Genomic DNA, 13,452 nt, shown 5'->3' with positions numbered 1-13,452 from the left:
GGCTCGGGACCGGCGCTAGGTCCCGAGCCGTTCCTGCTCCTCCGCGACGATCTGCCGCGCGAGGGCCTGCTCGGAGATGTCCACCGCGTCCGGCGTCCGCTCCGCGAGATCGCTGCGCCGCGCGTACTGGTCGAACAGCATGGACTTGACCTGCAAAATCTCCAGCATCCGCTCGTCCACGCTGCCCGGAGTCAGCAGCCGGTGCACCTGGACCGTCCGGACCTGCCCCATCCGGTGCGCGCGGGCGATCGCCTGCGCCTCCATCGTCGGCTTCACCTGCGGCTCGCAGAGGATCACCACCGACGCCGCCTGCAGGTTGAGGCCGACCCCGCCCGCCTGGATCTGCGCCAGCAGGACGGCGTGCCCCGGCTCGGCGGTGAACGCGTCCACGATCTCCTGCCGCCGCGCGACCGGGGTGTCACCCGCGATCGGGCCGCGCGCCTCCGGGCCGAGCGCGGCCCGGACGGTCGCCAGGACATCCCGGAAGTAGGAGAACACCACCACCTTCAGGTCGTTCTCGGCGGCCTCGTCCACCAGCTCCTTCAGCCGGTCGAGCTTCGCCGACCGCTTCGGGACGGCGTACGCGGCGCGGCGCATCGCCATGAAGTTGCCGTCCGCCACCGCCCGCCGGTAGGCCGCCGCGTCGGCCCGGCTGAACTCCTCCAGCTCGTCCACGTGCACGACCTCGGGCAGCTCGACGAGCACGTCCCGCTGGTTGCGGCGCAGGTAGACCGGCGCCACCGCCGACCGGAACGCCCGCGCGCCCACCGCCGCGTCGCTCGGCCGGACCTGCTCGGCCACCTCGGGCCGCAGATGGGCGACCAGGCTGCGGAACTCCTCCACCCGGTTCTCCATCGGCGTGCCGGTGAGGAACAGGACGTGCCCGGTCCGCCGGCACCAGCGGGCGACGGCCTGCGCACGGCGGGTCTCGTGGTTCTTGGCGTAGTGCGCCTCGTCCACCACGAACATCCCGATCTGGAGATCCGGCGGAACGTCGAGGGAGTGGAGGGTGGAGAGCGTCGTCACGGCGATGCCGCCGTCCCCGGCCCACTTCTTGAGCGCCGCCGCACGTCCCGGACCGTGCAGCGGATGCGCGGCCATCGTGCTGCGCGTCTCGATCTCCCGCACCCAGTTGATCAGCACGCTCGCGGGACAGGCGACCAGGAAGTGCGTGGCGCCCCCGGCCCGCAGATGGGCGATCGCGGCGATCGCCTGGATCGTCTTACCCAATCCCATCTCGTCGCCCAGGATCACCCGGCCCTGGACGAGCGCGAACCGCGCCCCGAACGACTGGTACCCGCGCAGCGACACGCGCCGGTGGGTGTCGTCCAGCGGCTGCGCCTTGACCCGCGCCGCCAGGTCGCCCGGCAGGAACCCCTCGGCGGCGCCCCGCTCGGGGTCCAGCGCCGCCAGTTCGGCCAGCAGGGTCTGGTAGTCGGACGCGCGCAGCTCGAAGTCGATCCACGCCTCGTCCGGGGAGGCGTCGGGGCGCAGCAGATCCACCGACGCCTGCGAGATCAGCAGCCTGGTGCCGCGCCGTCCCTCGCCGTCGAGGGCCTTCGCCAGCTCGCCGATGGCCTGCCGCGCCCGCTCCCGCTTCGCCTGCCCGGCGATGAGCCGCCGCCACCACGACCCGGCCGGCCGCGCGTCGTGCACCAGCGGCGCGAACCGCTCGTCGACCTCCTCGGCGGCGATCCGCGCGCGCGGCAGCTCCGGCCCCGCGTTCACCAGCCGCTGCAGCGCGACGACGACGGGCGTCATCGCCTCGTCCCGCCGCTCGACGTCGATCCGCACCGTCGCCGACCGCTCCGCCGCCTCCGCCAGGCTGCCCGCCGCCGCGTGCAGCTGCTGCGCGGTCTGCGGCCCGATGCCCGGCAGCAACTGGAGCCGGTACGGCGCCGCCGCCAGGACGTCCGCGACGCTCGTGAACCCGGCCTCCTCCAGCGGCCCGAGCCGCAGCCGCCCGTCGGTCACGTCCTTCAGCCGCGCCAGCGGGATCGACCCGAGCTGCTCCCGCGCCGCCTCCGCCCGCAGCGGCGCCAGCGCCGCGTGCACCTCCGCGAGCGCGCGCCGGTGGTCGGCGACGAGGTCGCGCGCGGCGTCCAGCAGCGCGTACCCGCCCCGCAGGACGTCCTTGGCCTCGTCCGTCATCCCGTTCCCTCGCCGATCCACTCTTCCTGCGGCTCACAGGGGATCACTGCGGCCGCGGGCGTTCGCCCCGACCGCAGCGCCGCCACCACTAGATGTCCCGGCCGGGAGAATACTCCGCACCGCGGCTCGCGAGTTCGCAGTCATGGACCCTTGCGTGGTGGCGTCCCCGGGGTCCGACGAGGCAGGCTTCGTGACCGGGCAGGCCGCCGGTGTCCGCGGCGGTCCGGCGATGAGCTCAGGGAGGAACAGAGCGATGAAGTACACGGAGTACGAGCACCTGCGGTTCGAGCGGCCGGCGGACGGGGTCCTGCTGATCACGATGGACCGGCCGGAGAAGTACAACGCCGCCGACGAGCGGATGCACACCGAGCTGGCGCGCGTGTGGACGGACGTGTCGGCCGACCCGGAGACCCGGGTCGCGGTGGTGACCGGCGCGGGCAAGGCGTTCTCCGCGGGCGGCGACCTCGGCATGGTGGAGCGCATGACCGGCGACCACGACCGCGTGTCGCACATGCTGGGGGAGATGCGCGACCTCGTCTACAACATCGTCAACTGCGAGAAGCCGGTGGTCTCGGCGATCAACGGGGTCGCGGTCGGCGCGGGGACGGTGGTGGCGCTGATGGCCGACATCTCCATCTGCGCGCGGGACGCCAGGATCGGCGACGGGCACGTGAAGCTGGGCGTCGCCGCCGGCGACCACGCGGCCATCATCTGGCCGCTGCTGGTCGGCATGGCCAAGGCCCGCTACTACCTGATGACCGGGGAGATGATCGACGGCGCCGAGGCCGAGCGGATCGGCCTCGTGAGCAAGGCCGTCCCGCGCGCGGAGGTGCTGCCGGAGGCGCTGCGCGTCGCGGAGACGCTCGCGGCCGGCTCGCAGCCGGCGATCCGCTGGACCAAGCGCGCCCTCAACGGCTGGCTGCGCATGGCCGGTCCGATCTTCGAGCAGTCCGCCGCGTACGAGATGCTCGGCTTCCTCGGCCCCGACGTCGTCGAGGGCGCCGCCGCGCTCCGCGAGAAGCGCGCGCCCCGCTTCCCGTCCGCCCACCCCCCGACCCCCTGACGGCCCCGGGAAGGGCGGCGGTGACGACGTCGGCGGCGCCCAAGCGGAACAGAGCCGGAAACAGGCAGAGGCGCGCTGACGTGATGCCACGTCAGCGCGCCTCTGGCCGATCAGATGTCGTAGTAGAGCTCGAACTCGTGGGGGTGCGGGCGGAGGCGGATCGGGTCGATCTCGAACTCGTTCTTCATCGTGATCCAGGTCTCGATGAGGTCGGGGGTGAAGACGCCGCCCTCAAGGAGGTAGTCGTGGTCGGCCTCCAGGGCCGCGAGGACCTCGGGGAGGCTGCCGGGGACCTGGGGGATCGCGCGGGCCTCTTCGGGCGGCAGCTCGTAGAGGTCCTTGTCGACCGGCTCGGCGGGCTCGATCTTGTTGCGGATGCCGTCCAGGCCGGCCATCAGCATGGCGGAGAAGGCCAGGTACGGGTTGCAGGACGGGTCCGGGACGCGGAACTCGACGCGCTTGGCCTTCGGGTTCGAGCCGGTGATCGGGATGCGGATGCAGGCCGACCGGTTGCGCTGCGAGTAGACCAGGTTGACCGGGGCCTCGAAGCCGGGGACGAGGCGGTGGTAGCTGTTCACGGTCGGGTTCGTGAACGCCAGCAGTGACGGGGCGTGCTTCAGCAGGCCGCCGATGTAGTAGCGGGCGTTGTCGGACAGGCCCGCGTAGCCGACCTCGTCGTAGAAGAGCGGGGACCCGTCCTTCCAGAGGGACTGGTGGCAGTGCATGCCGGAGCCGTTGTCGCCGAAGATCGGCTTCGGCATGAACGTGACGGTCTTGCCGGCGGCGCGCGCGACGTTCTTGACGATGTACTTGTAGAGCTGCAGCTGGTCGGCCGTCTTCAGCAGGGTGTCGAAGCGGAAGTCGATCTCGGCCTGGCCGGCGGTGCCGACCTCGTGGTGCTGCATCTCGACGTGGATGCCGACGTTCAGCAGCTGCGACACCATCTCCGAGCGGAGGTCGGTGTAGTGGTCCATCGGCGGGACGGGGAAGTAGCCGCCCTTGTAGGGGGGCTTGGCGCCGAGGTTGCCGCCGGGCTCCTCGCGGCCGGTGTTCCAGGCGCCCTCGACCGAGTCGAGGTAGTAGTAGCCGGCGTTCTGCCTGGTCTCGAAGCGGACGTCGTCGAAGATGTAGAACTCGGCCTCGGGGCCGAAGTAGCAGGTGTCGGCGATGCCGGTGCCGCGCAGGTAGTCCTGCGCCTTCTTCGCCACGTTGCGCGGGTCGCGGCTGTACGGCTCGCCCGTGAGGGGGTCGTGGACGAAGAAGTTCAGGTTCAGGGTCTTGTGCTGCCGGAACGGGTCGACGACGGCGGTGGACGGGTCCGGGAGCAGGAGCATGTCCGACTCGTGGATCTCCTGGAAGCCGCGGACGGACGAGCCGTCGAACATCAGCCCCTCGGTGAAGACGCTCTCGCCGAAGCTCTCCACGGGGAACGTGAAGTGCTGCATCTTGCCGGGCAGGTCCACGAACCGGCAGTCGACGAACCGCACGTCCTCGTTCCTGATATAGCTCAGGACCTCTTCGGCGCTGTTGAACATCCGGCCTCCTCAAGGCGCATCTCGGCTACTCCGGAAAGCTACGGCGGCGCCGTTTCCCGGCCGTGTCCCATATGTTTCCGCTGTGTTACGCGTCACTCCCGGCCGGTGCGGCGCAGGTCCGGCGGAACGCCCCGGGGGACGGGATAGCGTAGGGGCCATGAGCAGTGGCAAGGGGCGGCAGCAGGCGGCCCGCCCCCGGTGGACGCAGACGTGGCTGAGCGGCGCGGGGGCGGCGGGCGCCGACCTCGGCCGGCCCGGCGAGCGGCTCGGGCTGCCGGCGAGCGGCAGCGGCGCCGTCGCCTCCTACGGCCGGCGGCTCGTCGCGCTGTTCGTCGACTGGGGCCTGTCGATGCTGGTCGCGAGCCTGCTGGCGCGCGGGCTCGGGTGGGATCCGCCCGAGCGCAGCATGGCGACGCTCGGGATCTTCGGGGTGCAGGCGTGGGTGCTGACCGCGTTCCTCGGCGTGACGATCGGCAAGCGGCTCTGCGGCATCCGCGTCGCGCGGCTGGACGGGCGGTCCTTCGTCGGGATCGGCCGGAGCCTGGCCAGGACGGCGCTGCTGCTCCTCGTCCTCCCCGCGCTCTTCTGGGACCGCGACTACCGGGGCCTGCACGACCGCGCCGCCGGGACGATCGTCGTCAACATCTAGACCGGACGAGAAAAGCGCCCCCGCGGGGGCGCTCTTCCCCGGCGGATCGGCTCAACGCATCTTCGGCTTCGGGCCCTTCGGCATCTTCGCGCCCTTCGGGATGGGGCCCTTCGGCATCTGCATCGACCGGGGGAGCGCCTGGAGCCGGTCGTTCAGCTCGGCCACCTGACCCTTGTTGAGGTTGCGGGGCAGCTTCATCAGGTGGCGCTGCAGCTTGCTGACCGGGATCTGGCCCTCGTCGTCCCCGACCTGCACGTCGTAGATCGGCACCTGCTGGGCGGCGCGGGAGATGCGCTTCTTCTCGGCGCCGAGCAGCGGGCCGACGCGGTTGCGGGGACCCTCCGACACCAGCACCACGCCGGGACGGCCCACCGCGCGGTGGACCATGTCGAGGTTGCGGTTGCCGCTGACGGCCTCGGTGACCGCCCAGTTGCCGCGCATGTTCTTCAGGATCGCGGCGGCCGCGCCCGGCTGCCCGGCGATCACCTTGTACTGGGCGCGCTGCGCCAGCTGGCCGAAGACGATCATGCCGACCGCGACCGCGGCCAGGACGGCGAGAGGGACGAAGAACCACAGCTGGCCGGCGATCAGCCCGACGACGATGACGACGACCAGGGTGCCGATCGCCGAGGCGACCACGATCGGCAGGGCCTTCGGGTCTGCCTGGCGGAGCACCTGGGCGACCATGCGGATCTGCTTGAGACGGCCCGGACGCTCCTGGGCACCGTCCGTGGGCTTTTTCGACATGAATCCAAGGATAGTCGGGTCGGCCGCCCGACCCGACAACCCCGGCTACGCCCGCGCCTCGATCGCCTGCTTGTAGAGGCGGCCGGCGCGGTAGCTGGACCGGACGAGCGGCCCGGACATGACGCCCGCGAACCCGATCTCCTCCGCCTCCGCCGACAGCTCCGCGAACTCCTCCGGCTTCACCCACCGCTCGACCGGGTGGTGGCGGGGGCTCGGCCGCAGGTACTGGGTGATCGTCACCAGCTCGCAGCCGGCCTCGTGCAGGTCGCGCAGCGCCTGCGAGACCTCCTCGCGGGTCTCGCCCATGCCGAGGATCAGGTTCGACTTGGTGACGAGGCCGTCCGCGCGGGCGTTGGTGAGGACCTCCAGGGAGCGCTCGTAGCGGAACCCGGGCCGGATCCGCTTGAAGATCCGCGGAACGGTCTCGATGTTGTGCGCGAGCACCTCCGGCCGGGACGAGAAGACCTCGGCGAGCTGCTCCGGATCGTTGTTGAAGTCCGGGATGAGCAGCTCGACGCCGCATCCGGGGATCGCCGCGTGGATCTGCCGGACGGTCTCCGCGTACAGCCAGGCGCCGCCGTCCTCCAGGTCGTCGCGGGTGACGCCGGTGACGGTCGCGTACTTCAGGCCCATCTTCGCGACGGACTCGGCGACGCGGCGCGGCTCGTCCCGGTCGAGCGCCTCCGGTTTGCCGGTGGCGATCTGGCAGAAGTCGCAGCGCCGGGTGCACTGGTCGCCGCCGATGAGGAACGTGGCCTCCCGGTCCTCCCAGCATTCGTAGATGTTGGGGCAGCCGGCCTCCTGGCACACCGTGTGCAGGCCCTCGGACTTCACCAGGCCGCTGAGCTCGCGGTACTGCGGGCCCATCTTCAGCCGCGTCTTGATCCACTCGGGCTTGCGCTCGATCGGGGTCTGGCTGTTGCGCGCCTCGACGCGCAGGAGCTTGCGTCCCTCAGGTGTCACCGTCGTCACGGGTCCCAGACTACGTCGCGATCTCCGGTGCGGCACACCGCCCGGGACGCCCCCCGCGGCCCCCCGGCGAGCAGGGCCTCAATGCCGTATCGGAGCGATCTCGAACGTATGACAGTACCCCGTTTCACTGGCGTATTCGCGTGTTTCGGCCATGGTCGACAGTGGATCTCTCTAGGGTGACTCCCTGTCGTCACGCAACAGCGTTAGCAGGAGGACCGCCGTGGGTCTGGCAATGTCGTACCTCAGGGTGCCGCCGGTGCTGGAGGGGGAGCCGGATCCCGGCCGCATCGCCCGCCACATTTTCGGTACCGCCGACTGGCGCCGCCGCGGCGCGCCGGCACTGTTCGAGATCGGCTGGGCGTGGCAGGCGATGCACTACCTCGTCACCGGCGACCCGTGGGACGGGCGGCAGCCCGAGGCCGACGTCGTGTGCGGCGGCCGGCTGCTCACCGAGGACGGCGCCGACGAGCTGGGCATGGACGTCATCTACCTGGGGCCGGAACGCGTCAAGCCCACCGCCGACCATCTGGCCGCGACCCCGTTCGGCAGGGTGGCCGGGCGGTACGACCCGGCGGCGATGGTCAAGGCAGGCGTGCAGGACGCGGGCAGGCTGGACGGCGCCGCCCGCGACAAGGTCTTCAAGCCCGCCTACGAGGGCCTGACGGAGTTCTTCAAGGCGGCCGCCGCCGAAGGCCAGGCCGTCTACAAGGTCATGGCCTGACCGGCGCCCCCGGCGGAGCACCGGCGGTGCGGGGGGCCGCCAGGACGGCGGGCAGGGCGAGGCCGGCCCGACCCGTCCAGCTCAGACGCCGAGTTGCGCCGTGGTGCGGTGGAACGTCTCCGCCGCGCCCAGCGCCGCCGCGAGGTGCCGTTCGACCAGCGGGACGACTTCGGCGACGGTGACGTCGCGGCCGAGTTCCCGGCTGAGGCTGGTCGACCCGACGTCCTTGATCCCGCAGGGGACGATCTTGTCGAACCAGCCCATGTCGTTGTCGCAGTTGAGCATGAAGCCGTGCATCGCGACGCCCCGCGCCACCCGGATCCCGATGGAGCCGATCTTGCGGTCGGGGGCGCCGGGCACCCACAGCCCGCTGCGCCCCTCCACGGTGCGGGTCGGCAGGCCCAGCCCGGCGCAGACGTCCATCATCATCCGCTCCAGCAGCCGCACGTAGCCGACGACGTCGACGGGGTCGGGCAGCCGGACGATCGGGTAGCCGGTGAGCTGCCCCGGGCCGTGCCAGGTGATCTTGCCGCCGCGGTCGACGTCGATGACCGGGGCGCCCGGGTCGCCGAACGGCCGGTCGAGCGCCTCGGTCCGCTTGCCCGCGGTGTAGACCGGCTGATGCTCCAGCAGCAGGACGGTGTCGGGGATCGCGTCGTCCACACGCAGCGCGTGCGTGCGTTTCTGCAGATCCCAGCCCGCCTCGTAGGGGACGGCGGCCTCGCCGAACCCCGCGTGCACCACCACCAGCTCGCGTACGTCCACATCGCTCACCCGGCCAGCTTATGCCGCGAGCGGCCGGACGACCGTCAGAGGGCGGCGAGCAGGCGCGGCTCCAGCCGGGACTCCTTCGCCTTCCCGGGCCCGTCGGGCTCGATGCGGTAGGCGCCCGCGTCCTGCCGGTACGAGACGGCCTGGACGAACTCGGTGCCCACGTAGTGCAGCGCGGCCGACTCGTCGGCCGCGTACCCGCCCGGCAGCGTCCCCTCGCCGACGAGCTGCTGCAGCAGCGGGCGCCGCTGCGGCTCGCTGTCGTAGTGCACGCCGCACGAGTACGGCAGCAGGCCGAGGCCGTCGGTCAGCGGCGTGAGCTCCGGCCCGAACGAGTCGGTGTTGCCGCCCACATGCCAGCACAGCGCGCCCGCGCTCTGCCCGGACAGGACGACGCCCTCCTGCCACGCCTCCCGCATGATCTCGTCGAGCCCGTGCAGCCGCCACACGGCGAGGAGGTTCGCGACGCTGCCGCCCGACACGTAGACGAGGTCCTGGGTGAGCAGGTGCGCCCGGACGTCGGGGACGTTCGGCATCGGGAACAGCGCCAGATGGCTGACCTCGGCGTCCATCGAGGCGAAGGCGGCGTAGAGGCGGGAGACGTACTCCGCGCCGTCGCCGACCGCCGTGGTGAGGAAGCAGACCCGCGGCCGGTCCTGCCCGGTCAGGTCGAACGCGTAGCGCAGCAGCGGGCTGGGGGCGGCGCCGCCCCGGCCGTCCGGTACGAATGTGCCCCCGCCGATCGCGAGGATGTGCGGCTGTCCGTCGGTGCTCATTCACTCTCCTCTTGAGCCAAGGTCTCCCAATGTCACCGTATGGCTACCGCATGGGGCCGGCCGGGACTTTGACGAATCTTGGGACTCACAGGACGGCGGCGAGAGCCTCGTCCACCCGCTCGTGCGCGAACCGGAACCCGGCGTCCGCCAGCCGCCGCGGCAGCACCCGCTGGCTGATCAGCGGCCCCTCGTCGGCGAACCCGCCCAGCGCCGCCCGCAGCGCGAACCGCGGCACCGCCAGCCGCGCCGGCCGGTGCAGGACGCCGCCGAGCGCCCGCGTGTAGGCCTCGTTCGTCACCGGGTTCGGCGCGGTGAGGTTGACCGGCCCGTCGATCTCGTGGTCGATCAGGAACCGCAGCGCCGCGACCTCGTCGGCGAGGGAGATCCAGCTCGTCCACTGCCGGCCGTCGCCCAGCCTGCCGCCCAGCCCGAGCCGGAACAGCGGCAGCGTCCGCCCGAGGATCCCGCCGTCGCGGGTCAGCACGACGCCGGTACGCGGGTGGACGACCCGGACGCCCGCGTCCCGCGCCGGGGCGGCCGCCGCCTCCCAGTCGCGGACGAGCGCCGCGAGGAACCCCCGCCCCATGGGGGACTGCTCGTCGACCTCCGCGCCGCCGGTGTCGCCGTAGTAGCCGATCGCCGACCCGCAGACGAGGACGGGGGGCCGGGGGTGCGCCGCCGCGATCGCCTCGGCGAGCGTCCGGGTGCCGGCCAGCCGGCTGTCCCTGATCTTCTCCTTGTACGCCTTCGTCCACGGCCGGTCGCCGACTCCGGCGCCCGCCAGGTGGACGACGGCGTCCGCGCCCTCCAGGGACTCCTTGTCGACGCATCCGTCGGCCGGGGACCAGCGCGCCTCGTCGTTCCGCGCGGGCTCCCGCCGCACCAGCCGGACGACGTCGTGGCCGTCCTCCCGCAATGACTGCACCAGCGCCGAGCCGATGAGGCCCGACGAGCCCGTGACGGTGACCCTCATACCACCACCCTAGGCGGGCGGCGCCGGTGAACGCTGAGATTCTCTACGAGGTCCCGCGTTTCCCCGGACGGGCGGGACCCCGCCGGCCGTGCCGGCGCGGCGGGGTCCCAGAGCCCGGAGCCCAGGTCAGAGGCCGAGGTCAGAGGCCGAGGTCAGAGGCCGAGGTCGGCCTCGAAGTTGCCCTCCTCCAGGCGGTGCTTGATCGTGGCGAGGAAGCGGGCGGCGTCCGCGCCGTCGATCAGGCGGTGGTCGTAGGTCAGCGCCAGGTAGACCATCGACCGGACCGCGATGACCTCGCCCAGCTCCGGGTCGTCGATGACGGCCGGGCGCTTCACCACGGAGCCGGTGCCGAGCATGCCGACCTGCGGCTGGTTGAGGATGGGGGTGTCGAACAGCGCGCCGCGGCTGCCGGTGTTGGTCAGCGTGAACGTGCCGCCGGCCAGCTCGTCCGGGCTGACGTCGCCGGCGCGGGTGCGGTCGGCGAGGTCGGCGATCCGCTGCGCGAGGCCGCCGAGGTTCAGCTGGCCCGCGTTGTGCACGACCGGGACCATCAGCCCGCGCTCGGGCACGTCCACCGCGACGCCGAGGTTCTCGACGTCGTGGTAGGTGACCTCGTTGGTCTCGCTGTTGATGACCGCGTTCAGCTTCGGGTGCGCCTTGAGCGCCTCGACCGCCGCCTGCGCGAAGAACGGCAGGAACGACAGCTTGACGCCCTCGCGGGACTGGAAGTCGGCCTTCGCCTGCTCCCGCAGCCGCGCGATCTTGGTGATGTCCACCTCGACCACGGTGGTGAGCTGCGCGGACACCTGCAGCGACTCCACCATGCGGCGGGCGATCGTCTGCCGCATCCGGGACATCTTCTCGGTCCGGCCGCGCAGCGCGAGCTGCTCGGCGGGGGCGCCGGCGGGCGCCGGGGCGGCGTGCCGGCCGACCGGGGCCTGCGGCGCGGCGGGGGCCGGGGCGGCGGCCGCGGCGGCCTGCTGCTCGGCGGCCTGCTGCGCCGCGCGGGCGGCCTCCAGGACGTCCTGCTTGCGGATCCGGCCGCCGACGCCGGTGCCCTGCACCGTGCCGAGGTCGACGTTGTGCTCGGCGGCGAGCTTGCGCACCAGCGGCGTGACGTACGGGCCGTCGCCGGACGGGGCCGCCGGCTGCGCCTGCTGGGCCGGGGCCGGAGCCTGCGGGGCAGGCTGCTGGGGGGCCGGCTGCTGCGGCGCCTGCTGCGGAGCGGGCGCGGGCGGCGCCGGCTGCTGCTGCGCGGGCGGCGGCCACGCGGCGGGCGGCGGCGCCTGCGGCGGGGCCTCCTGCCGCGGCGGGGCCTGCGGCGGCGCCTGCTGCTGCGGCGCCTCCTGCGCGGCCGGGGCCTGCTGCTCCTCGGCGGCGGGGGTGCCGCCGCCGGACGGCGCGTCGCCCCCGTCGCCGATGATCGCGAGCTCGGCGCCGACCTCGACGGTCTCGTCCTCGGCGACGGTGATGCTGGTCAGGATGCCCGAGGCGGGCGACGGGATCTCGGTGTCGACCTTGTCGGTGGACACCTCGAGGAGCGGCTCGTCGGTCTCGACGCGCTCGCCCTCCTTCTTGAGCCAGCGGGTGACGGTGCCCTCGGTGACGCTCTCGCCCAGCTGGGGCATGGTGACGGAGACCGGCATGTCTCAGCGACTCCTTCGTATTACTTGTGCGGCGTTCAGCCGTGCACGTGCAGTGGTTTGCCGGCGAGGGCGAGATGTGCCTCGCCGACCGCCTCGGACTGGGTCGGGTGGGGGTGGATCAGCTGGGCGACCTCGCCCGGCAGGGCCTCCCAGTTGTAGATGAGCTGGCCCTCCGCGATGAGCTCGCCGACGCGGGCGCCGACCATGTGCAGGCCGAGGACGGGACCGTCCACGGCCGCGATCACCTTGACCTCGCCCTGCGTCCCCAGGATCTTGCTCTTGGGGTTGCCGGCCAGGTCGTAGGTGACCTCCTTGATCTGGTATCCGCGCTCGCGGGCCACCGCGGACGTGATGCCGACCGAGGCCACCTCGGGGTCGGAGTAGGTGATGCGGGGCACGCCGTCGTAGTCGATCGGAGCCGGGCCGAGCCCGCTCAGCCGCTCGGCGACGAGGATGCCCTCGGCGAAGCCGACGTGCGCGAGCTGCGGCGTCTGGACCAGGTCGCCGACCGCCGAGATCGTGGGGACGTTCGTGCGGCAGTACTCGTCCACCTTGACGAACCCGCGCTCGGTCTCGACGCCGGCCGCGGCCAGCCCGATGCCGTCGGAGACCGGGCCGCGCCCCACCGCGACGAGCAGCAGCTCGGCGTCGATGCTCTTGCCGCCCTCCAGGGTGACGGAGATGCCGCCCTGCGTCGTCTTGGCGCCCTCGAACCGGGTGCCGACCTCGAACTTGATGCCGCGCTTGCGGAACGCGCGCTCCAGCCGCTTGGAGCTGGACTCCTCCTCCAGCGGCAGCAGGTGCGGCAGCGCCTCCACGATCGTGACCTCGGCGCCGAACGAGCGCCAGACGCTGGCGAACTCGACGCCGATGACGCCGCCGCCGAGGATGACGACGGACGCCGGGACGTGCTCGAGCCGCAGCGCGTGGTCGCTGGAGATGACGCGCTCGCCGTCGATCTCCAGGCCGGGCAGCGTCTTCGGCTGCGATCCGGTGCCGAGGACGATGTGCCCGCCCTCGATCACGGAGGTCCGCCCGTCCGGCGCGGTGACCTCGACCGCGGTCGGGCCCGTCAGCCTTCCGCTGCCGTGCACGACCTCGATGCCCCGGGACTTGATCAGCCCGGTGAGGCCCTTGACGGTCGTGGAGACGACCTTGTCCTTGTAGGCGTTCACGCCGGCCACGTCGATGCCCTCGAACGTGGTCCTGACACCGAACTTCGCCGCGTCGCGCGCGTGATCCGCCACCTCGGCCGCGTGCAGCAGCGCCTTGGTGGGGATGCAGCCGCGGTTGAGGCACGTCCCGCCGAGGAACTCGTCCCGCTCGATGAGCGCGACCGACCTGCCGAGCTCGGCGGCGCGCAGCGCGCACGCGTATCCGCCGCTGCCGGCACCCAGGACGACGATGTCGAAGGGGCCGCTGTTGGCCACTGGACGCTCCCTTTCCCC

At 72.5% G+C, this 13,452-nt stretch carries 12 protein-coding genes; 3 read left to right on the top strand and 9 right to left on the bottom strand.

All coding sequences use genetic code 11. From position 1 onward, the window contains the following. Positions 1-15: 15 nt before the first annotated feature. Positions 16-2,151: a DEAD/DEAH box helicase gene (locus AL2_RS39715; protein WP_067631553.1), complete on the bottom strand. Its 2,136-nt coding sequence runs from the start codon at positions 2,149-2,151 to the stop codon at positions 16-18. A gap of 253 nt (positions 2,152-2,404) precedes the next feature. Here AL2_RS39715 and AL2_RS08190 point away from each other — a divergent pair, with 253 nt between their 5' ends. Continuing rightward, complete coding sequence (locus AL2_RS08190; protein WP_067631551.1) at positions 2,405-3,214, top strand: enoyl-CoA hydratase/isomerase family protein; 810 nt, start codon at positions 2,405-2,407, stop codon at positions 3,212-3,214. Positions 3,215-3,324: 110 nt separating this feature from the next. Here AL2_RS08190 and glnA read toward each other — a convergent pair whose 3' ends face one another. Beyond that, the gene (glnA, locus tag AL2_RS08185; protein WP_067631549.1) at positions 3,325-4,749 is read right to left on the bottom strand and encodes a type I glutamate--ammonia ligase; all 1,425 of its coding nucleotides are present in this window, start codon (positions 4,747-4,749) and stop codon (positions 3,325-3,327) included. Between the two features lie 157 nt (positions 4,750-4,906). Here glnA and AL2_RS08180 point away from each other — a divergent pair, with 157 nt between their 5' ends. Then, the gene (locus AL2_RS08180; RefSeq protein ID WP_067631547.1) at positions 4,907-5,398 is read left to right on the top strand and encodes an RDD family protein; all 492 of its coding nucleotides are present in this window, start codon (positions 4,907-4,909) and stop codon (positions 5,396-5,398) included. Between the two features lie 51 nt (positions 5,399-5,449). Here the strand turns inward: AL2_RS08180 and AL2_RS08175 are convergent, their stop codons facing one another. Further along, the gene (locus tag AL2_RS08175) at positions 5,450-6,145 is read right to left on the bottom strand and encodes a DUF4191 domain-containing protein (protein WP_067631545.1); all 696 of its coding nucleotides are present in this window, start codon (positions 6,143-6,145) and stop codon (positions 5,450-5,452) included. Between the two features lie 45 nt (positions 6,146-6,190). Continuing rightward, positions 6,191-7,117: a lipoyl synthase gene (lipA, locus tag AL2_RS08170; RefSeq protein WP_067631543.1), complete on the bottom strand. Its 927-nt coding sequence runs from the start codon at positions 7,115-7,117 to the stop codon at positions 6,191-6,193. 220 nt (positions 7,118-7,337) lie between these two features. Here lipA and AL2_RS08165 point away from each other — a divergent pair, with 220 nt between their 5' ends. Next, the gene (locus AL2_RS08165; RefSeq protein WP_067631541.1) at positions 7,338-7,838 is read left to right on the top strand and encodes a YfbM family protein; all 501 of its coding nucleotides are present in this window, start codon (positions 7,338-7,340) and stop codon (positions 7,836-7,838) included. Positions 7,839-7,919: 81 nt separating this feature from the next. Here the strand turns inward: AL2_RS08165 and lipB are convergent, their stop codons facing one another. From lipB to lpdA, 5 genes are all read right to left on the bottom strand, one after another. Then, positions 7,920-8,612 (bottom strand): lipoyl(octanoyl) transferase LipB, encoded by a 693-nt coding sequence (lipB, locus tag AL2_RS08160; protein WP_245666436.1) that lies wholly within the window; start codon positions 8,610-8,612, stop codon positions 7,920-7,922. A gap of 35 nt (positions 8,613-8,647) precedes the next feature. Next, a complete protein-coding gene (locus tag AL2_RS08155; RefSeq protein ID WP_067631539.1) occupies positions 8,648-9,385 on the bottom strand; it encodes a Type 1 glutamine amidotransferase-like domain-containing protein in 738 nt (245 codons plus the stop codon). An 85-nt stretch (positions 9,386-9,470) separates the two neighbouring features. Further along, positions 9,471-10,358: a TIGR01777 family oxidoreductase gene (locus AL2_RS08150; protein WP_067631537.1), complete on the bottom strand. Its 888-nt coding sequence runs from the start codon at positions 10,356-10,358 to the stop codon at positions 9,471-9,473. A gap of 152 nt (positions 10,359-10,510) precedes the next feature. Further along, the gene (gene sucB / locus AL2_RS08145; protein ID WP_067631535.1) at positions 10,511-12,004 is read right to left on the bottom strand and encodes a 2-oxoglutarate dehydrogenase, E2 component, dihydrolipoamide succinyltransferase; all 1,494 of its coding nucleotides are present in this window, start codon (positions 12,002-12,004) and stop codon (positions 10,511-10,513) included. A 35-nt stretch (positions 12,005-12,039) separates the two neighbouring features. Then, a complete protein-coding gene (gene lpdA / locus AL2_RS08140; protein ID WP_067631533.1) occupies positions 12,040-13,434 on the bottom strand; it encodes a dihydrolipoyl dehydrogenase in 1,395 nt (464 codons plus the stop codon). Positions 13,435-13,452: the final 18 nt, after the last annotated feature.

This window comes from Actinomadura latina NBRC 106108 (genome assembly GCF_001552195.1).
Lineage (GTDB): Bacteria > Actinomycetota > Actinomycetes > Streptosporangiales > Streptosporangiaceae > Spirillospora > Spirillospora latina.
Note: the sequence above shows the minus strand (reverse complement) of the source record. Positions and strands in the feature narration are given on the sequence as shown.

What these genes read in the sequence shown, in the direction of transcription:
- AL2_RS39715 (WP_067631553.1), bottom strand. Translation starts at nt 2,151, where the DNA reads ATGACGGACGAGGCCAAGGACGTCCTGCGGGGCGGGTACGCGCTGCTG.
- AL2_RS08190 (WP_067631551.1), top strand. Translation starts at nt 2,405, where the DNA reads ATGAAGTACACGGAGTACGAGCACCTGCGGTTCGAGCGGCCGGCGGAC.
- glnA (WP_067631549.1), bottom strand. Translation starts at nt 4,749, where the DNA reads ATGTTCAACAGCGCCGAAGAGGTCCTGAGCTATATCAGGAACGAGGAC.
- AL2_RS08180 (WP_067631547.1), top strand. Translation starts at nt 4,907, where the DNA reads ATGAGCAGTGGCAAGGGGCGGCAGCAGGCGGCCCGCCCCCGGTGGACG.
- AL2_RS08175 (WP_067631545.1), bottom strand. Translation starts at nt 6,145, where the DNA reads ATGTCGAAAAAGCCCACGGACGGTGCCCAGGAGCGTCCGGGCCGTCTC.
- AL2_RS08155 (WP_067631539.1), bottom strand. Translation starts at nt 9,385, where the DNA reads ATGAGCACCGACGGACAGCCGCACATCCTCGCGATCGGCGGGGGCACA.
- AL2_RS08150 (WP_067631537.1), bottom strand. Translation starts at nt 10,358, where the DNA reads ATGAGGGTCACCGTCACGGGCTCGTCGGGCCTCATCGGCTCGGCGCTG.
- sucB (WP_067631535.1), bottom strand. Translation starts at nt 12,004, where the DNA reads ATGCCGGTCTCCGTCACCATGCCCCAGCTGGGCGAGAGCGTCACCGAG.